This is a genomic window from Desulfuromonas sp. TF (assembly GCF_000472285.1).
Taxonomy (GTDB): Bacteria; Desulfobacterota; Desulfuromonadia; order Desulfuromonadales; family ATBO01; genus ATBO01.
Genome location: NZ_KI421421.1, coordinates 277,014 through 295,702 on the forward strand (window position 1 = coordinate 277,014; position 18,689 = coordinate 295,702).

At 58.9% G+C, this 18,689-nt stretch carries 22 protein-coding genes; 19 read left to right on the forward strand and 3 right to left on the reverse strand.

Translation table 11 applies throughout. The annotated features are described in order from the left end of the window. The first annotated feature begins 31 nt into the window (after positions 1–31). The 10 genes from DTF_RS0112575 (at position 32) to DTF_RS0112620 (ending at position 7,010) form a co-directional block, all read left to right on the forward strand. Positions 32–421: a response regulator gene (locus DTF_RS0112575; RefSeq protein WP_027715601.1), complete on the forward strand. Its 390-nt coding sequence runs from the start codon at positions 32–34 to the stop codon at positions 419–421. Between the two features lie 53 nt (positions 422–474). Next, positions 475–717 carry a hypothetical protein gene (locus DTF_RS0112580; protein ID WP_027715602.1) on the forward strand — a complete coding sequence of 81 codons (243 nt, stop codon included), beginning with the start codon at positions 475–477 and terminating at the stop codon, positions 715–717. Between the two features lie 43 nt (positions 718–760). Beyond that, on the forward strand, positions 761–946 hold the full coding sequence (locus DTF_RS23410) for a hypothetical protein (protein ID WP_035056995.1): 186 nt from the start codon (positions 761–763) through the stop codon (positions 944–946). Between the two features lie 5 nt (positions 947–951). Next, positions 952–1,503, forward strand: coding sequence for a cytochrome c3 family protein (locus tag DTF_RS0112590; RefSeq protein ID WP_155890807.1), 552 nt, complete (start codon positions 952–954; stop codon positions 1,501–1,503). A gap of 57 nt (positions 1,504–1,560) precedes the next feature. Continuing rightward, the gene (locus DTF_RS23415; protein ID WP_035057256.1) at positions 1,561–2,496 is read left to right on the forward strand and encodes a 4Fe-4S dicluster domain-containing protein; all 936 of its coding nucleotides are present in this window, start codon (positions 1,561–1,563) and stop codon (positions 2,494–2,496) included. A gap of 757 nt (positions 2,497–3,253) precedes the next feature. Further along, on the forward strand, positions 3,254–3,841 hold the full coding sequence (locus tag DTF_RS27265; RefSeq protein WP_226989328.1) for a hypothetical protein: 588 nt from the start codon (positions 3,254–3,256) through the stop codon (positions 3,839–3,841). A gap of 94 nt (positions 3,842–3,935) precedes the next feature. Continuing rightward, positions 3,936–4,847 carry a hypothetical protein gene (locus DTF_RS23425; RefSeq protein ID WP_051361276.1) on the forward strand — a complete coding sequence of 304 codons (912 nt, stop codon included), beginning with the start codon at positions 3,936–3,938 and terminating at the stop codon, positions 4,845–4,847. Next, positions 4,768–5,295 carry a hypothetical protein gene (locus tag DTF_RS0112610; protein ID WP_051361277.1) on the forward strand — a complete coding sequence of 176 codons (528 nt, stop codon included), beginning with the start codon at positions 4,768–4,770 and terminating at the stop codon, positions 5,293–5,295. The genes DTF_RS23425 and DTF_RS0112610 overlap by 80 nt, the downstream gene beginning before the upstream one ends. A gap of 489 nt (positions 5,296–5,784) precedes the next feature. Next, on the forward strand, positions 5,785–6,789 hold the full coding sequence (locus DTF_RS0112615) for a tRNA-dihydrouridine synthase (RefSeq protein ID WP_226989330.1): 1,005 nt from the start codon (positions 5,785–5,787) through the stop codon (positions 6,787–6,789). Between the two features lie 2 nt (positions 6,790–6,791). Further along, a complete protein-coding gene (locus DTF_RS0112620; RefSeq protein ID WP_027715606.1) occupies positions 6,792–7,010 on the forward strand; it encodes a DUF3820 family protein in 219 nt (72 codons plus the stop codon). A 29-nt stretch (positions 7,011–7,039) separates the two neighbouring features. Here DTF_RS0112620 and DTF_RS0112625 read toward each other — a convergent pair whose 3' ends face one another. Together DTF_RS0112625 and DTF_RS0112630 are read right to left on the reverse strand one after the other, a co-directional pair. Next, positions 7,040–7,735 (reverse strand): pirin family protein, encoded by a 696-nt coding sequence (locus DTF_RS0112625; RefSeq protein ID WP_027715607.1) that lies wholly within the window; start codon positions 7,733–7,735, stop codon positions 7,040–7,042. 97 nt (positions 7,736–7,832) lie between these two features. After that, positions 7,833–9,479 carry a putative manganese-dependent inorganic diphosphatase gene (locus DTF_RS0112630; protein WP_027715608.1) on the reverse strand — a complete coding sequence of 549 codons (1,647 nt, stop codon included), beginning with the start codon at positions 9,477–9,479 and terminating at the stop codon, positions 7,833–7,835. Positions 9,480–9,641: 162 nt separating this feature from the next. Between DTF_RS0112630 and DTF_RS26160 the strand changes: the two genes are divergently transcribed. The 8 genes from DTF_RS26160 (at position 9,642) to DTF_RS0112670 (ending at position 14,819) form a co-directional block, all read left to right on the forward strand. Then, positions 9,642–9,791 carry a nucleotidyltransferase substrate binding protein gene (locus DTF_RS26160; protein WP_369798567.1) on the forward strand — a complete coding sequence of 50 codons (150 nt, stop codon included), beginning with the start codon at positions 9,642–9,644 and terminating at the stop codon, positions 9,789–9,791. A 252-nt stretch (positions 9,792–10,043) separates the two neighbouring features. Then, on the forward strand, positions 10,044–10,430 hold the full coding sequence (locus tag DTF_RS0112640; RefSeq protein WP_027715609.1) for a rhodanese-like domain-containing protein: 387 nt from the start codon (positions 10,044–10,046) through the stop codon (positions 10,428–10,430). Next, a complete protein-coding gene (locus DTF_RS0112645; RefSeq protein WP_027715610.1) occupies positions 10,427–11,152 on the forward strand; it encodes a glycerophosphodiester phosphodiesterase family protein in 726 nt (241 codons plus the stop codon). The genes DTF_RS0112640 and DTF_RS0112645 overlap by 4 nt, the downstream gene beginning before the upstream one ends. 235 nt (positions 11,153–11,387) lie before the next feature. Beyond that, positions 11,388–12,032, forward strand: coding sequence for an HAD family hydrolase (locus DTF_RS23435; RefSeq protein WP_051361278.1), 645 nt, complete (start codon positions 11,388–11,390; stop codon positions 12,030–12,032). Positions 12,033–12,160: 128 nt separating this feature from the next. Then, the gene (locus DTF_RS23440; protein ID WP_035056999.1) at positions 12,161–13,336 is read left to right on the forward strand and encodes a class I SAM-dependent methyltransferase; all 1,176 of its coding nucleotides are present in this window, start codon (positions 12,161–12,163) and stop codon (positions 13,334–13,336) included. A gap of 299 nt (positions 13,337–13,635) precedes the next feature. After that, positions 13,636–13,857: a NifU family protein gene (locus DTF_RS0112660; protein ID WP_027715611.1), complete on the forward strand. Its 222-nt coding sequence runs from the start codon at positions 13,636–13,638 to the stop codon at positions 13,855–13,857. A 24-nt stretch (positions 13,858–13,881) separates the two neighbouring features. Further along, complete coding sequence (locus DTF_RS0112665; protein WP_027715612.1) at positions 13,882–14,076, forward strand: hypothetical protein; 195 nt, start codon at positions 13,882–13,884, stop codon at positions 14,074–14,076. Positions 14,077–14,318: 242 nt separating this feature from the next. After that, complete coding sequence (locus tag DTF_RS0112670; protein ID WP_027715613.1) at positions 14,319–14,819, forward strand: peptidoglycan-binding domain-containing protein; 501 nt, start codon at positions 14,319–14,321, stop codon at positions 14,817–14,819. A gap of 143 nt (positions 14,820–14,962) precedes the next feature. Here the strand turns inward: DTF_RS0112670 and DTF_RS0112675 are convergent, their stop codons facing one another. After that, positions 14,963–16,258: a cyclopropane-fatty-acyl-phospholipid synthase family protein gene (locus tag DTF_RS0112675; protein WP_027715614.1), complete on the reverse strand. Its 1,296-nt coding sequence runs from the start codon at positions 16,256–16,258 to the stop codon at positions 14,963–14,965. 437 nt (positions 16,259–16,695) lie between these two features. Here DTF_RS0112675 and DTF_RS0112680 point away from each other — a divergent pair, with 437 nt between their 5' ends. Further along, the gene (locus DTF_RS0112680) at positions 16,696–18,687 is read left to right on the forward strand and encodes an alpha-1,4-glucan--maltose-1-phosphate maltosyltransferase (RefSeq protein ID WP_027715615.1); all 1,992 of its coding nucleotides are present in this window, start codon (positions 16,696–16,698) and stop codon (positions 18,685–18,687) included. The last annotated feature ends 2 nt before the right edge of the window (positions 18,688–18,689 follow it).

Sequence of the window (18,689 nt, forward strand, 5' to 3'; positions counted from 1 at the left end):
AGCCCGAACGGCAGCCATGGAGGCGCATGTGATGCGCGGAATACTCATTGCCGACCAAGATCTGGAATCCAGGAAACGCATGGCGAATCTCTTTATCGAGGCGGGGTATCACGTCACGGTGACCGATTCGGCGGCAAGTGCCCTCTACGATGTCCTGAAAAAGACGGCGCAGGTGGTGATCCTGAGCAGCGAGTTCGACGAAGTCCGGGCAGCGGATCTGATCCCGCTGCTCAAGCGATGCAACCGCAACCTGACCGTCATCCTGGTTACGGGAGAACTGCCGCTGCCGCTGGTTCGCAGGCTGCGGCGCGAAGGGATCTTCTATCACGCCCTCCGCCCTGTTCAGCCGGAAGACAGTGAAGAGATACGCCAGGCGGTAAGCTGTGCCTTCGCCAGCCTGGTCCAGCAGGAACCGAGGTGATCCACCGAATCGGTGGACCGTACGATAATTCAACCAACCAAGAGGAGGATGACATGAAAGTAACAGGGAAAGGGTTACCGGCACTGCTGTCTTTGTTCGTCGCCACACCGGCTTTCGCGGTGGATACCTCCCAGACCTATAACAGCGGCATTCTGGTCTTGGGGTTCCTCGGATTTTGCGCCCTGATCCTGATGGTGCAACTCTTCCCGGCGCTGATGATGCTGTGCGGCTGGATCAAGGGGCTTTTCAAGGGGGCCGCGACGGCCGGGGAGAAAAAAAGCGCCAAATCCCATTGACCCACTCTTCGGTAACTTTGGACGACGACAAAGGAGATGAACCATGATTGAGATGCTGCAGAACTTTTTCCAGTCGATCGGGGAGGTGAGATCCGTGGTCACCCTCGTCGATTTCTATCAGTACATCAAAGGGGTGGAGTACCTGATCTGTGTCGCGTTCTTCATCTCTTTCCCGATGTTCTATCGTTATATCCATCACACTGACGCTCCCGGGCGGGATGGACGGTGAGCGTGATGCGAACCAGAAAGGAGGACGTCGTCATGCTCATCAGGAAATGCCTGCTCGTTGCCTTCACCGGAATAGCCCTTGCCTTTCTGCCGGCCGGATTCGCCCTGGCCGGAGAGGGGCCGGACCAGGTCGCCCTGGACTCTCTGGCCTCCCTTTACGAAGCGGTCGACTTCGACCATGCCATGCATGAAGCGGTGGCGGACGATTGCGCCACCTGCCATCACCACACCACCGGCGATATTCCTCAGCCCCAGGAATGCCAGGGCTGCCACTATGCCGGCCAGCAGGCGGCGACGGTTTCCTGCCGGGATTGCCATCTGGCCGAGCCTTTTTCCGCACAGGTGCTGCGCGACAAGGATCAGAATGTCCAGCTTTATCACACGGACCAGGTGGGGCTCAAGGCGGCCTACCATCTTTCCTGCATGGGCTGCCACAAGGAGATGGGTGGACCTGTCGGCTGCGAGGATTGCCACGCACGAACCGATGCCGGAGATGCCTTTTTCCATTCGGGGAGTTACTCACCGTCTTCCGCTCCGGCAAACGGTGCGGGTCACTGATCCCTGGCTGTGTGGTTTAACCCATCCATTCGGGAATGAAGGAGATGAGAGATGAAGATAAATCGTAGACGTTTTCTGGCGGCCAGCCTGGCCGGAGGCACGGCCGCTGCCCTGGCCCCGGCCCGCAAGGCGATGGGTGCGGCAACCTTCGAGGGCTACCCGGACGGCATGGGGGTCCTGGTCGACCTGACCCGCTGCATCGGCTGTCGCAGCTGTGAAGCGGCCTGCAACAAGGAGCAGCAGCTCCCAGCTCCCAGCGAGCCTTTCGATGATCCGTCGGTGTTCGACCGAACTTTTCATGGCGGCACCCAGAAGCGGCGCCCCGATGAAAATCACCTCACGGTGGTCAATCGTTACCAGCCGGAGGGGCAGCAGGAGCCTGTTTACCGAAAGGTCCAATGCAACCATTGCAACGAACCGGCGTGCCTGACCTCCTGCTTCGTCAATGCCTATACTAAAACCAGTGAAGGGGCGGTCGTTTACAATTCCAAGGTTTGCGTCGGCTGCCGCAACTGCATGGTCGCCTGCCCATTCAACATCCCGGCGTACTCCTACTCGAGCGTGCTTAACCCGATGGTCAAGAAGTGCATCTTCTGCCACGAGACCCGGCTGAAAAACGGCAAGCCCCCGGCCTGCGTCGAGATCTGCCCCCAGGAAGCCCTCACTTTCGGTTATCGCAACGACCTGCTGAAGATCGCCAGGGAGCGGATCAAGATGTACCCGGGAACTTATGTGGATCACATCTACGGTGAGAAGGAAGTCGGCGGCACGGCCTGGATGTATCTCTCCAATGTGCCGTTCGACCAGGTCGGCTTCAACACCACCTTGCAGAAGGAGCCGATCATCAATAACGTCAAGGACTTTTTGAGCATGGTGCCGATGGTTCTGGCCATCTGGCCGGCCCTGTTCAGCGGCTTCCACCTGCTCTCTTCACGCAAGGGGAACCATGGTGAAGATCATGAACATCCGGAACAGGAGGAGACGAGACAATGAAACATCTGCTCGCAAGAGGCTGGTCGCCAGCCGAGTCGGTCAAGGAACTCGGTTCCGGCCGTGAAGGCCTGATAAGCAAACTTCTGCTCGGCCTGTCGCCGCGGGACTATCTCGCACAGGCCGTGCGCAATCCCTTCAACTGGATCCTGGGGCTGATCTTCGTCGTCGGGCTGCCGCTGATCGCCGGCCGTTTCTTTTTCGGTCTCGGTTGGGTGACCCACAGCTCAAACGATTATCCCTGGGGGCTGTTCCTCGGTTTCGGCCTCTTAACGCATGGTGCCCCTCTCGGCCTCCGGCTTCATGCTCGGCACCACGGTGGAGGTTTTCGGCCGGCACGATTTCGAGCCGATAGAGCGGCTGGCCCTGCTCAACGGCCTGCTCGGTTATCTCTTTGCCGTCGTCTACCTGCTGGTCGACCTCGGCCAGCCCTGGCGCCTGCCGTACCCGATGACGGTCGCCTTCGGACCAGCGGCCGTCCTGTTCCTGGTCGGCTGGCATGTGGCAACCTATCTGTCGGTTCAGGTCGCGGAGGTTTCCTCCTCCTTTTTCGAGTGGATGGGGTGGCTGTGGGGCAAGCGCTTCATCCGGCGCATCACTCTTGGCCTGACGGTGTCCGGCCATCATCCTTTCCACTCTTCACCAGGGAGCCCTGGGGGCGCTCTTCACCTATGCACCGGGCAAGGTCCATCCCCTGTGGTACTCGTCGTCCTTCCAGTGGATCTTCTTTTTCTGCTCGTCGATTCCCGGCGGCCTGTGCATGGTGATCGCGGTCAGCACCATCGCCAGGAAGACCATGGGCTGGCGCTGCGGAGAGGCCTTTCAGGAGAACCTCGACCGCCTGACCATCGCCCTGGCCAAGGGAGCGAGCATGGGGCTGATAACCTACCTGGTCATCAAGCTGGTCGGCGTTGCCCACGACAACGAATGGGCGTACCTGGCTACCGGCTGGGGGCAGTGGTTCATGCTGGAAATTGGTATCGGGGTTATCCTTCCGCTGATCCTGTTCGCCAGGGCCATCCATCATAACCGGGTAGGATTGGCGCGGTTCGCGGCCTTTATGACGGTCTTCGGCATTGTTCTGAACCGTCTGAACACCGCGCTGATCTCCTTCAACTGGAATCTTTACCAGGAGATTCCCCACTGGAAGGAAGTGATGGTCAGCGTTACCATCTTTGCCCTGTACATCGTGACTTACCGCTTCATCCTCTATCGGCTGCCGATCCTGTATCGCCTTAAGGATCTCAAGGAGGTGGCCACCGAAACCGAACTGGCCGAGGAACCTGGCGGCTTGCGGGAAGGGATTGCCGCCCCCTCGGGCGCTTATCGCATTGCTGATGTCGAATGACCGGGGCCGATGAGCCGGCTCGCCGTGGGGGCGGGCCGGCGATGGGCCGGCGAGGACGGAAGGGTCGGGGGAAGTTCCGTCAAGAGAGGTCGCCATGTTAAAGAATCTTTGTACCAGGGCCATCTTGCCTGTCGCCCTGGCGGTTACAGGCTTCGTCGTCATGTGCTGCATTCTCTTCTATACCGTCGTCAAATCAGATCTCGCCGACCATGCCGCCGAGCAGTCCGCGGCTCTGGCGGGGACGGTCCTGAAGTCGACCCGCTACGCCATGCTGCGGGACGATCGTGAAACCCTGCGCAATATTCTGCAGAATATCGGGTCGCAAGGCGGCGTCGAACATGCCCGGATCTTCAACAAGGAAGGTCGGGTGATGTTTTCCGCGCACAGCGAGGAAGTGGCCCATACCCTTGACAAAAACGCTGAAGGATGTGTCGGATGCCATTCCGGGCCGATTCCCGTTGCCAATCCCGAACTGTCGCGGATGACCCGGCGCTTCGTCAACGGCGGCGGAGTGGAGATCCTGGCGGTGACGGCGCCCGTCTACAACGAGCCGGCGTGCGTCGGCGGCGCCTGCCATGAGGCTCTCAGCCGGCGCAAGGTGCTCGGCATGCTCGATATCGGTCTCGACCAGGCGCCGCAGAAGGCGGCCCTGGCCACCTTACGTTTGCGAATGATCCTGTTCAGCCTGATGATCCTGGTGCTGACCGTCGGTGGAGTCGCGGCGCTGCTGAACCATCAGGTATTTCTTCCGATCCGGCGCCTGACGGACTTTACTGAAAATCTTTCTAATGGTATTTTAGACGAGGAATTTCCCCGGGGCTGCGGGGAACTTGAGCGACTTGCCGGCCACCTGCACAGGATCGCGGTCGCCCGGAACGAGTCTTCGGAAAGTGCTGCAGGTCACGGCGCAGAGCCTGAGAAGGACTATGATTCAAAAGCCTATCCAAGGGATATCGAACCAGAATTCCGACCGGCTTCGGCAGGAGATCCTGGACAGAATCCATAGTCTGCAAGCCCGAGCCAACCGGGGGATCTGGCTGATCGCCGCTTTCCTGGCGCTCAGTATTGCCGCCTCGCGAGGTTTCGATCTGCTCCCCGAGCTTTCCGCCGGAGCCCGGCAATGGCTCGGCGCGGCGCCTCCGGTGCGCATGATTCAGCTGGCGCTGGTCATCTATGCCTTCAGCGCCTCGGTCCTGATCCTGTCGCGGATGGCCAGGGGGGAGCCGCATGGAAGGAATTACACCCATGTCCTGTATCTGACGGCATTTTATGGATTTTTTCACTACGCCCAAGCCCTCAGCGACAATTTCTGGGCTGTGCTGGTTGCCGGAGGAACCGTTCTGGGGCTGGCGGCTTTCCAGGGCTGGTCCTACTGCACTTCGCAGATCCGCCAGGAAGAAGAGATGCTTCAAGACCTGGATCGGCGCATCAGGAACAGGCTGACTCCTGAATGACAAAAACCACAGATCCGCAGACCTTCTCCATGAGTCCACGGCTTTTCTCTTCCGGTGGGGCTTTACAGCATGCCGCTGCATGGTAAGCTGATATTACCCCTCATAAAGGAGGAAGACAGCATGACCGTCTCCGAGCCGCCGGGCCGCGTAGGAACCACCCCCCATAATCAATAACACTGAAAAAATATCTGGTAGATCCAGATGAAATCCCCAAAGGGGATACTGAAAGATTCGACATCAGTGATAACGAAAGAGCCCCGGTTGCCGCCGGGGCTCTTTAATTTAGGGCTCCCGACAGGGCGGGATGATCGGCCGCGAGAACTCCAACTCCTGCTTCGTCCATGGGAGAAGGAAATTTTTCTGAGGCAATCAGAGGGGGATTAGTACATAATGGGCGTAAAGGAACAACGATCGCCTCACCATGTTTATCACCTCCGCCGGACCCCCATTGGTCCGGCTTTGCCATACTTATAGAGAGAGATGGACAGGATGTCTGACCGTTTCGAACGGGTCAAAAATGGAACAGCCGAAGCACTCCGGGAGCTCCCCTGGCCCTCGGGGCTCTCCCCCCTGATGCTGGCTCCCATGCAGGGGGTGACTAATCGTGCCTTGCGCTCCCTCTTTATCGAGTGGGTGCGCCCCGATGTCGTCTTCACCGAGTTCATGCGGGTTCACTCGGAGAGTGCCCGGCGCCGCCTCTCCGCCGGCGATCTGCGCGAGGCCGCTGCCGCTGAAGGGGGCGTTCCCCTGGTGGTACAGCTGATCGGCCATGGCCGCGAGGCCCTGGTCTCAGCGGCGCGGGCCGCCGAGGCGGCCGGAGCCCGGCATATCAACCTCAATATGGGATGTCCTTACGGACGCATGACCAAAGGCCTCACCGGCGGCGGGATGCTGCGCGAACCGGAGAAACTGGCGGAAATCATCCCCGCTCTCCGCGGGGCGATTTCAGGGACCTTTTCGGTGAAGATGCGGGCCGGCTACGAGGACTCCGCGCTGGTGCACTCTCTTATTCCTCTGCTCGAGGGCGCCGGGGTCGATTTCCTGGTGCTGCATCCCCGCACGGTGATCCAGCAGTATACCGGGCGGGCGGACCATGCCGTGACTGCAGAGGTGGTGCGCCGGACGCGCCTGCCGGTGATCGCCAACGGCGACATCCGCAGCGCGGTCGAGGGTCTGCGGATCTTGCGGGAAACCGGCGCCGCCGGGCTCATGCTCGGCCGCGGCGCCGTCGCCGATCCTCTGCTGTTCGAGCGCCTGCGCGGGCGGGAGCCCGCCGAGCCTGAGCGGCGGGAGCGGGCGGCAATGCTGAGGAGGTATCTGGGGCAGACCCTGGAGCGCTACGGCGAGCTGTTCTGCGGCGAGGCCCAGGTGCTGGGCAAGGTCAAGGAAGTTCTGGCCTTCATGGACGATCCCGACTTCGGCGGGGAGATCAGACAGATGAAGAAGGCCAGGAGGGTGGACACCTTTGCCGCTCTGATCGAGGAACTGGCGTAAAAATGGAATTTTCCTTGGATCACGCGGCGCTGCTGGAGCTGGCGGGGGCGCGCATGCCTTTCGGCAAGCATCAGGGATGGCTTCTCATCGATCTGCCTGAACCTTATGTCGTCTGGTTCGCCCAGCAAGGTTTCCCCGAGGGGAAACTCGGTACGATGCTGCGGGCGGTCTACGAAATCAAGGTCAACGGGCTGGAGTTCCTGTTCGATCCGCTGCGCTGAAAACCCTGGAAACTTTCCCGCTCACGTCTCTACTGCAGGTCGAAAAGGATGAACCGGGAAGCCTCCCGTCCCGCCAGCTTCAGCATCTCCTCATCACTCACGGCGGCGCCGTCGCCGCTCTCCAGCCTCGTCCCGTTCAGATCGAGTGCCCCGTCGATCACCTGCAGCCAGGCATGGCGGCCGGTGGGTAGAGACCATTCCAGGTTCCTGCCGGCCTCCAGTTTCGCGAAGTAAACGGCGGCATCCTGATGAAGGAGGGCCGACCCTTTCCGCCCGTCCCGGGAAATGAGGAGGCTCAGCTCGTTGGCTGGGGCCGAGGCGAAGCGCTTCATCTCATAGCCGGGGGGAAGACCTTTCTTCTCCGGAAAGATCCAGATCTGCAGCAGATGGACGGGCTCGTGGTCGGAAGGGTTCGCCTCGCTGTGGCGGATGCCGGCGCCGGCGGTGATGCGCTGGATTTCCCCGGCGCGGATGATCTCACGGTTTCCCATGTCGTCCCGGTGTTCCAGCGCCCCTTCGATGATGAAGGTGATGATCTCCATGTCGTGGTGGGGATGCAGGGGGAAGCCCCTGCCGGGCTGCACCCGATCCTCGTTGATGACCCGCAGGGCGCGGAAACCCATGTGGCCGGGATCGTGATATTCGCCGAAGGAAAAGGTATGGCGGCTGTCCAGCCAGTCTTCCTGAACATGGCCGCGCTCCTGCGATTTGCGTACAGTGATCATGACGAAGCTCCCTGTTCGGGTTGCGTTTAATGATATCGCCGCCGATAGGGATTTCAAATAGGCAAGTGAGAAGGTAATTGGGGAGGATGGCGCCATCTTACTTGAGGACCTTCAGCAGATGCGGCACCAGCTGTTTCTTGCGGGAGAGGACGCCCTTGAGCTCGTAGAGATTTTCCCCGGCCTGGGGATAGCCGATGATGTAGGGGAGTTCTCTGCTGCCGAGCGCCAGCAGCAGACTGGTTTCCTGGACGATGTCGGTGACCAGAAGCCCGACGGTGCCGAGCCTCTTCTCCTCCTTCACCGCTTCCAGGGCCGCTTCGATTTCCTCTCTCAGCTCATGGAATTCCTGAAAACTGACCACTTCGACCTGACCGATGCCGAATTTCTTGTCGCCGGCGGAAAACTCTTTGAAGTCGGAAAGGACCAGTTCTCTGCGGGAAGGGTAGGCGGCCAGGGCGCTGCCGGCCTGAAAAATGCGGCGGCCGAACTCCTCGGGGTCGAGCGCGGCGAGACTCCCCAGCCAGACGGCGATCTCCCGGTCGATATCGGTGGTGGTCGGCGACTTGAGGATGACCGTATCGGAGAGGAGACCGGCAAGCATCAGGGCGGCGCACGAAGGCTCCGGGACGATGCCGGACTGCCGGTAGAGGGTGGCGACGACGGTGCAGGTGCTGCCGAGAGGCTGATTGATGAAGCGGATCGGCTGATCGGTATGAAAGTTGCCGAGGCGGTGGTGATCGACGATTTCGAGGATCTCGACCTTCTCGGCGCCGGAAACGGCCTGGGAGAGTTCGTTGTGATCGACCAGGATCAACTTGACCGGCGACGGCGCCAGCAGATTGCTCTTGGTGGCCATGCCGGCGACCCGGCCGTCCCGATCTAGAACGATGGCTCCGGGGTCGCTGCTGTGGAGTAGCTTGAACCGCAGATCGTCCACCCGATCTCCCAGGCCGATGCGGGGGAACGAATCGACGACCAGTTTGCCCACCGGCGTCGCCAGCCGGGTCAGCCAGGCGCTGGTGGCCGTGTCGAAGGGAGTCGACAGGACCGTCACCCTTTTCTCCCGGGCCCTCTCCAGAATGGCAGCGGAAACCGGCAGGCCTCCGGTGACCACGAGGACGCGCACGCCGATGTCCACCGCTTCGCTCTGAATATTCTCCCGGTTGCCGGTGAGCAGGACCATGGTGCGGGGGTCGAGCCCCTGGATCTTGTCACGAAACGTCCCCGAGGCCATCGCCCCGACATAGAGTTTGAGCTCCTCCACGCTGTCGGCCTGGTGTTCGGTCAGGACCCTGGCCTGCAGGCAGGCCTGCACCGACCGCGGGGAGGCGAGCACGCGGCGGATCTCTGCTTCGCGGCGCGGAATCAGAATATGCTCGGTGAGGCGCTTGAGGACCAGCAGTCCCAGAGGCCGCCGGTCGGCATCGACCACCGGCACCTGACGGATGTCGTGCCGGTGAAAGAGTTCCATCGCCTGGGACAGGGGCGTATCGGCCGTTATCGTGACTACCTGCTCGGCGATCACGTCGCGTACCCGGGGGTGCACGTCGTTGATCAGTTCCGGCAAGGGCAGGGAGAGCTCGTTGAGTACGAATTCCGTCTGCCGGTTCAGGTTCCCCGCCCGGGCGGGGCGTACGTCGGTCATTCCCTGCCGCCGGCGCAACTCGGCGTAGGCCATGGCGCTGCAGACGGAGTCGGTATCGGGGTTGCGATGTCCGACGACGTAGATGATTTCGTTGCGCATCGTATATTCTCCAAAGGGGATCAATTAAGTCCGGTTTTCAGCGGTCTTTTTAACACAGATGCCTCGCGGAGCTAAAGTCATATTACCGCTGCTCCGATTGTTTTTCTCTTATATTCCTGCTTCAGAAACGGCCTGATCGAAGATGGCGAAACCTGGATGGAGATGATCAGAGCACGAAACCTCAGTTCTCACACCTACAATCCCGAAACCGCCGAAAAAATAGTCGAAGATATTCGCAGCCGGTTCCATCCGGCCTTTGAGCAGATGATCAGGACGTTCGACGATCTGGCGGAAAATGCCGGGAATCATTGATGCGTTACGGATTTAAAGAAAAGACTGTCGAGAGCATCCGTTCCGTTTTGGCGCGAGGGAAGTGTCCGAAGGAGGCGGGCGCGCTTCGGCCCGTATAGTCCGACACCCTCCTAGTCCCTTCCGGGCAATCTCAGGGGGGCTGCCCCTTGTGAAATGAGATCATTTGTTTTCTCGTGAAGCAAAAGTGCTGGAAACTATATATGGAAAAGACTATGATATTAAAAAAACCGATAAAAGAAGGCGGAAAAATTCATGTTCAGACGTTCCCTCTTTGTTTTTATCCTGGTGTTTCTTTCCGTTCTCCCTGCTGCCGCGGGATCCCGAAATATTTCGGCAGCCGAATCCCGAGCTCTTCTGCAAGAGAATGGTCGGATTTTTCTGCTGGACGTACGGAGTCCCGAAGAGTACCTGCAGGTCCGGATCGAGGGAGCACGCCTAATCCCGACCGATCAGTTCTTGCGTCGTCTGTCTGAAGTCCCCGGGGACCGTCCGATTCTGGTCTACTGCGCGGTGGGCTCACGCAGTTCCCAGGTGGCAGCCTATCTTGTTCGGCAGGGCTATTCCGAAGTCTACAATATGGAAGGTGGCATCTGGGGTTGGCAGCTGCGCGGGTTCCCGGTTCTCAAGGGAAGCCCATGAGTGCTGGATTTATGGATATTTTTTTCCTCTGGGCCCATCGGGGAGCTTCTGCGTCGGCTCCAGAGAATACCATGGCCGCCTTCCGGGCGGCGGAGTCCGCCGGCGCGGACGGCATTGAATTCGATGTGCGGTTAAGCCGGGATGGTGTGCCTGTTGTCATTCACGATGACACGGTGGACCGGACCACCGACGGACAGGGGCGGGTGAACCGGATGTCGGTCAGTGAACTGCAGAGCCTGGATGCGGGGAGGTGGTTCGGTTCCGGTTTTACCGGCGAGCGCCTGCCGACAGTGGAAGAAGTGCTGCTCTGGGCGGGGGAAGGCCTGCGTCTGAACTTGGAGATCAAGGATCCCGATGCCGGAGCCCCAGTCCTTGAACTGCTCCGGTCCTATCCCCGTTCCAGGGCGCTGATTTCTTCTTTCGACCATGAAATCCTGTTCCGGCTGCGCCGGGCCGATCCCCTCCTGCCCCTGGCTTTTCTGCTCGATTCCCCCTTCTGGCGCCTGCCTCTGAAGAAGGCCGCGGAATGCGGGGCCGAGAGCCTCAACCCTCGACAGGACCGAGTCTCCCGAGCGATGATTGCGGCCAGTCACCGCCTCGGTCTGGCCGTCACGCCATACACAGTAGACGATCCGGGCCGATTGGATGATCTCCTTCGTCTGGGTGTGAACGGAGTTTTCAGCAACCTGCCCTATGAAATCGTTGCTCGCCGGCATCGGTGAGGTTTGATGCTTAGCCATTCCTCTGAATTTTGCGGAGGCATCAAGTTCGACTGGCCATCCAATTTATCATAGCTCCGGGATTCGTCAATCGGCATAAGTGGCTAGAATTGCGTTGAAAATTTCCGAAACGACTTTGACATCCATCCGTTCGGTGTTAGACTGTCTTGAAGTCATCAAGTCGCCATAGGCTTCGGAACGTCGTCTTGCTAAGAAAACACCGGATGTGGACCCTGCCATGCTGCACAGCCCAAACGATATCCGTTCCATTGTCTTCGATCTCGACGGCACTTTGTATCTTCGCCCGGAGGTGGGCGAGGAAATCTTCACGGCTGCCGCAGGGCTTGTTTCCGAAAGCAGGGGCATCTCGATAACGGAGGCGAAGCAGATGCTGCGCCGGGCTCGGCAGCGACTGACCGAAACTCTGGAAGAGACGCCCACCCTGACCCACACCTGCCAGGAACTAGGAATCGACATCCGCTCGTTTCACCATGCCTTGCTGAAGAAGGTGCGTCCCGAGCGTTATCTCGAGGCGGACCCCATTCTGTACGCTCTGCTCGATTCCCTCCAAGACCGTTACGATCTCTATCTTTATACGAATAACAGCCTCCCGCTGGCTCAGAAGATTCTGGCGCTGCTCGGCATCGAGGAGCTTTTCAGGCGTCTCTACACCATCGAGTTCACTTGGTCTCCCAAACCCGATCCGGAGTCTTTCCATCACGTGCTCGAGGATATCGGAGGGCCTCCGGAAAGCTTTCTTTTCGTCGGGGATCGCCCGCAGGTGGACCTGAAAATCGCCGAATCCCTCCAAATTCCAACCATCTTTATCAGCGATCCCGAGGACCTGCTGCAGATACATAAAGTCCTTGGGCTGATCCCCTGAAATCAGTCCTCTGCACTTCATGGGTCCATGTAGTTCTGTCATGTAGTTCTTGCTATCCCGCCTCCGCTGAGTTAAAATCGCCGCTTCATTTTACGGGTTCTCGTCCGCCGATATCGCCTGGATCAGCTATGACCGAACAGCCGCATCCGGAATCCAAACCGGAACTTGAACAATTCGTCCGTCACCGCATCGCGGAAGCGGGAGGAATCTCCTTTGCCGAATACATGAGACTCTGTCTCTACCATGAGGAGTACGGCTATTATATGGCTCCTCGTACCCGCATCGGCAAGCAGGGAGACTTTTTCACCTCCTCCAGCGTCCATTCCCTCTTCGGCCGTCTGGTCGCCCGCCAGATGGGTCAGATGTGGGAGCTGATGGGGAAAGGGACTTTTACGGCGGCCGAGCAGGGCGCCGGAGAAGGTCACCTCTGTCTGGACATTCTCAATGCGGTCCGCGACGAGAATCCTGATTTTTACCGTGCTCTGCGCTACCGCTTGGTGGAACTCAGTCCCGACAACCGCCACCGTCAGCGGAAGCTGCTGGAAAGACACCTGGATCGCATCGACTGGTGCTCCCTGGAAGAGCTGGCCGGGATGGAAGGTTGTTTCCTCAGCAATGAACTGGTGGATGCCTTTCCCGTTCATCTGGTGGAGAAGCGCGGCGGGGAGCTGCGAGAAGTTTTTGTGGTGACTCGCGGCGACGAGTTTGCCGAAGAACTGAGAGCCCTTTCCACGGAGGAAATCGACCTGCACTTTCGCGAACTCGGGGTGGCTCCCGTCGAAGGGAATCGCGCTGAAGTCAACCTGGACGCGGGAAGATGGATGGAGCAGGTCGGTCGTCTGCTCAACCGCGGCTTCGTCATCACTATTGACTACGGTTATCCGGCCGCAGAGCTGTATGCTCCCTTCCGCCGGCAGGGAACTCTGATGTGCTATCATCGGCACACCTCCAGCGACAATCCTTATCGAAACCTCGGCTGTCAGGATATTACCGCCCATGTCGACTTTTCTTCTCTGCAGATTTCCGGTGAAAAGACGGGTCTGACCCCTCTCTACTTCGGCGAGCAGTATCGCTTCCTCATGGGACTCGGCTTTGTCGAGGGGCTGATCGAGCTGCAGGCCCGTGAGGCGGATGAGAACCGGGCCCGTGCTCTTCGCCTGACCCTCAAGAACCTTATTCTTCCCGAGGGGGGAATGGGAGAAACCTTCAAGGTTCTGGTGCAGGGCAAGGGGATTGGAAGGCCGGAGCTGATGTGCGCGCGGCGCATACGGGACATTCACCTGCCCTTGGCCGGTTTCGTTTGATGGCGTCGCAAAAAGTCCGCCCTACGGCGTTACGGCGTTTTTTCAGGATCTCGACATACCTGATGTATGCCTGCGCCCCTGAAAAACCACCAGGCCTTGTAGGACGAAATTTTTGCTTAGCCATCCTCTGAGTTTTTGCGACGCCATCATTTTTGATCAGCCCTGGAATTTCCCTGCTGGGATTTTCCGGACTCCGGACCATACGGAGAGTTTTGGGAATTATAGGATTTGTCACGGCCGCCCGGGTTGCACTCAACTGCAGGGGCGGCTATACTTAACCACAATAGAGGAGGTTACTCATGAAAACGCGAGTTCAGGAAGTTCTGAATATGGTCCGTCCCGCTCTGCAGGCTGACGGCGGCGATGTCGAGCTGGTGGACGTCTCCGACGACGGAGTGGTCAGCGTTCGCCTGACCGGCGCCTGCGGGTCCTGCCCCATGTCCACCATGACGCTTAAGATGGGAATCGAAAGAACTCTCAAGGAAAAGGTTCCCGAAGTCAAAGAGGTCGTCCAGGTGTAAACCAGCCAGTTCAGGGAGGTTGTCATGATCAAGGTCAAGACCTTCGGTGAACCCCTCGCCCCCTTCAAGGCCCAGAGGGAGTTGCATGAACTCGACGAGCGGATCAACTCTTTCATCAGGGAAAACAAGGTTACCAGGGTGGTTTCGGTCAGCGACTCGACCACCATGGAGGAAGGGTCGACCATTGGGCTGATCCGGGTGCTTGTTTATGAGGATTAACCCCCCTGACCGGGACGACACATCGTAAAGAGAAAAAAAGGAGCCTGCGGGCTCCTTTTTTGGTGCCGGAGGCAGACTTGAATGCCGCGTCAGCAGGAGGATAAGGGCCGGATCACTCCTCACGCATCAAAGACTCAGCTACCCCCATTGACACTCCATGGGAACGTGTTTAAAAATGAATTCAAGGGGACCTGATGGAATTTTTTCGGCACCGTGGGTGGACTGCCGAAGGAGAATAGAAGATGAAACGAATCGTTCTATATACAGCGACAGCATTCATCGCCGGACTGTTCTCGTCCGGGCTGGCCCTCGCGGCCGGGGAGTCATATTCAGGCAGTGAGAGGGGGACAGTGGAAGAACGGCATACTGACGTTCCCGAAACGGGCATTACGGGAAGTGTAACATCCTTCCAGTTGAACGAAGAGCAGATCAGTGAAGTGCAGCAGATCCTGCAGGACGAAGGGTATGATGTAGCGATCAGCGGCGAGCTCGACTCGGATACAATCAGTGCTCTTGAAGAGTTCCAACGTTCCGAAGGTCTGGTCGTTACCGGCGAGCCGGACGAGAATACCCTGAGGGCTCTGGCGCCCACCGCCGAGGAGCAGGAGTTCTTCGGACTGTCGCCGGAATTCGGCGAGGAGGAGAGCACGAGCGAAGGAGTAGAGTCGTTGGAAGAAGGTGAAACATTGGAACAGGCACCGATGGAAGAGCGGATTCAGGAAACCCCAAGGGCCATCGACTGACCGAGGTCGTCCCATAACCACCACCCACGTTCCGGCCGGGAGCCATCTCCCGGCTTTTTCCATTCCGTACTCTGATTATCTGATTACCCTTTCTATCCTAGCATCATGCATGCCGCCGTTTCGTTCCGGCCCTCACTCAGGGCTCAGGCGTACCAGTCCGCGCGGCTCAGCGGCAGCCCGCTGTCGCCGTTCTCCGGTCGGACCAGCAGCGTCTGGTAAAGATTGAGACGACCTACGCCGAATCCATAGGCCGACCCGGCCATGTAGATCCTCCAGACCCGATAAGTCACTTCGTCAGTGAATCGGAGAATCTGTTCGCGGCGTCCCTCCAATCGCCGCACCCAGCGGCGCAGGGTCATGGCGTAATGTTCGCGCAGGCTCTCCACGTCGCGAATCTCGAATCCGCAGCCCTCCGCCGTGCGCAGAGTGGTAGCGATCGGAAGGCATTCGCCGTCGGGAAAGACGTATCGATTGATGAAGGAAGGGCCTTCCTGAAGAGGTTGAGCAAGGGTGGAGGCGATGCCATGATTGAGAAAGGCCCCGCCGGGGCGCAACAGGCGCCAGGCTTTGGCAAAATAATCTCCCAACCGCGATTCGCCCACGTGCTCGAACATTCCCACGCTGACCAGCTTGTCGTATCGACTTGTTTCAGCCACTTCCCGATAATCGCAGACCTCAGCCCGGCATCGGTCCCCCAGCCCCAGCTCCCTGATACGCTGGTTCGCCAGTTCAGCTTGCGGCCGGCTTAGAGTGATCCCGTGCGCCTCCACCCCGTAATGCCTGGCGGCATGGATGATCAGGCCGCCCCAGCCGCAGCCGATATCGAGGAGACGGTCGCCCTTCTTCAGACGCAGTTTCCGGCAGAGGTAGTCGAGCTTGCGCTCCTGCGCCGCCTCCAGAGTTTCATCGGGAGCGGAGAAGTAGGCACAGGAGTAGACCATCTGCTGGTCCAGCCACAAGCGGTAGAAATCGTTGGAGACGTTGTAATGATAGGTGACGGCCAGCGAATCCCGCCCCGCGGAGTGGACAGCGCCCCTGAGCCTGGCCGGCCGACGCAGGGACCCTGGCCGTTCCTGCGCCGGGAGACTCAGCAGATAGAGCGCCCGGCGCAGATTTTCGAACAGGGAAGGGCGCTGCTCAAGAATATAATCGACCAGGCTGAAGGCCGCTTCGAGATCTCCCTCGAGATCGAAATCGTCATAGATATAGGCTTCCCCCAGGGTGAGCTGATTCGGCGGCAGAAACATCCGCCGCAGGGCGCCCGGGTGCTTGAGAACCAGGGTGAACCGCGGACGGAGTTCCGGAGTCGGACTCCAGGTTGTCCCTTCCCAGAGGCGAACGGCAAAAGGGCATTTCCTGTGCTTCTCCAGCAGGTTCTGGAGAAAGGATAAGGCGCCTATTGCGGCGCGCTCCTGATGCCTTATTGCATGAACCAGCATGTTCATCTTCCCCCTTTGTTGTTTGTTAATTATATATAAAAGGTTTTCCTCTTTTCGCAACTGCCGGAACTGCCGCTTGTTTCAAATCTCCCTCGACTTGCCTGGACGCCGATCCTTGATAGAGTAATCTCTAGGAGGCTGTCGGACTATCCATTGAGCCGGCTGCAAATTCGGCTGCTTGGCCCATATTTCAGCTCTTTTTCGGCCCATAGCTATGGCTATGAGCTCTCAAACGAGCCAATATCTGGTCTCAAGCTTCCAAATTTTCGCTTCGGCCCGTATAGTCCGACACCCTCCTTGGAATTCATTGAATGTCCGGGAATCCGGAAACTTCCGGAACCGGTTTCCCCCTATGTGAATCAGTGCATTGAAAAGGATTACCAATGGCCTTCGGCAAGGAAGAACCTATCCAACTCGTTCGAACTGAAGAAGACGGCATGAAAGCAGACGGCGACGGCCGCCGCCGGGTGGTTATCGAAGGGGTTGCGCCCGAAATCGATGGCGGCCGCTTCCCCATCAAGAGAGTCGTCGGGGAGAAAGTCGTCGTCCAGGCCGACCTGTTCGGAGACGGTCATGATTCGGTGAGCGCCTTTCTCCTTTACCGAAGCCGGAAGGAATACCAGTGGCATAAGATTCCCATGGTTCCTCTGGTCAACGATCGCTGGGAAGCAAGCTTTACGGCAGAGGAATTGGGAACATGGCATTATACCATCGAGGGCCGCATCGACCATTTCCGCACCTGGCGAAAGGACCTGACAAAAAAATTCGAGGCGGGGCAGGATCTCGAAATCGACCGGATCATCGGCGGTGAACTTATCGACGCGGCAGTTGAACGGGCCGGCAGCGAGGATGCGCAGATGCTCAAATCCTGGGCCGTTCGAATACGTCAGGCCGAGGATGATTCCCAGGTGCTGGCCCTGGCCGGCAGGGAAGAACTGGCCGAGTTGATGGATATCCATTACGATCCGGAGCTCGCCGCTTTTTACGAAAAAACCCTGGCGGTGACGGTAGAGCCCGTCGAAGCCCTGTTCAGCGCCTGGTACGAAATCTTTCCCCGTTCCTGCTGCGCCGAAGAAAACGGCCACGGGACATTCCGGGAATGCGAACGGCTCCTGCCGGAGATCGCTCGGATGGGGTTCGATGTCGTCTATTTCCCGCCTATTCACCCGATCGGACGAACAAACCGCAAGGGGAAAAACAATGCCGTGGTCGCTGGTGAGGAAGATCCCGGCTCCCCATGGGCCATTGGCGCCGCGGATGGAGGCCACCTGGAGGTCCATCCGCAATTAGGTCCCTTGGAGGATTTCGAGCGGTTCGTCCTCCGGGCCCGGGAACTGGGGATCCGGATCGCTCTGGATGTCGCTTTTCAGTGCTCCCCCGACCATCCCTATGTGCGGGAGCATCCGGCCTGGTTCCGATGGCGGCCGGACGGGACCGTGCAGTTTGCGGAAAACCCGCCGAAGAGATATGAGGACATCATTCCCTTCGATTTCGAGACCGATGCCTGGCAGGACTTGTGGCGGGAGCTGAAGAGCGTCTTTGACTTCTGGATTGAGCGGGGCGTCACCATCTTCCGGGTCGACAACCCCCATACCAAGCCCTTTCCTTTCTGGGAATGGGTGATCGCGGAGATCAAGCGGGACAGGCCCGAGGCCATCTTCCTCTCCGAGGCGTTCACCCGGCCCAAAGTCATGTACCGTCTGGCAAAGGGCGGATTCAGCCAGTCTTATACCTATTTCTCCTGGCGCAATACCAAATGGGAGCTGGAGCAGTATCTCACCGAGCTGTGCCGCCCCCCTGTGCGAGAGTTTTTCCGGCCGAATTTCTGGCCCAATACTCCGGACATCCTCCCCGAGTTTCTCCAGTACGGGGGGCGGCCGGCTTTCATCATCCGCTACATCTTGGCGGCCACCCTTTCCAGCAATTACGGAATATACGGTCCACCTTTCGAACTCTTCGTCAACGAGGCGCTGCCCGGCAAAGAGGAGTATTTCGATTCGGAAAAATACGAAATCAAATGTTGGGACTGGAGCAATCCGAGGCACATGCGTGAGCTGATTGCCCAGGTCAACCGCATCCGCCGCGAGAATGCCGCCCTGCAGACCACCTGGAATGTCCGCTTCTGCGAAACGGACAGCGACGAAGTCCTCTGCTATACCAAAGCAAGCGAAGACGGAACGAACCTGCTGCTGATCACGGTCAGCCTCGATCCCTTCAGCCGGCGTTCGGCCAAAATCAAGGTCCCACTGGAAGATCTCGCCATCCCAGCCGGTCAACCTTACCTGGTCCATGAACTGCTCAGCGACAGCCGGGGCATCTGGCACAGGGACTGGAACGAAGTGGAGCTCGATCCCGGGGCGATTCCGGCGAAAATTTTCCGTCTGCACCGCCGTCTGCGGCGGGAGCAGGATTTCGATTATTTTATGTGAAA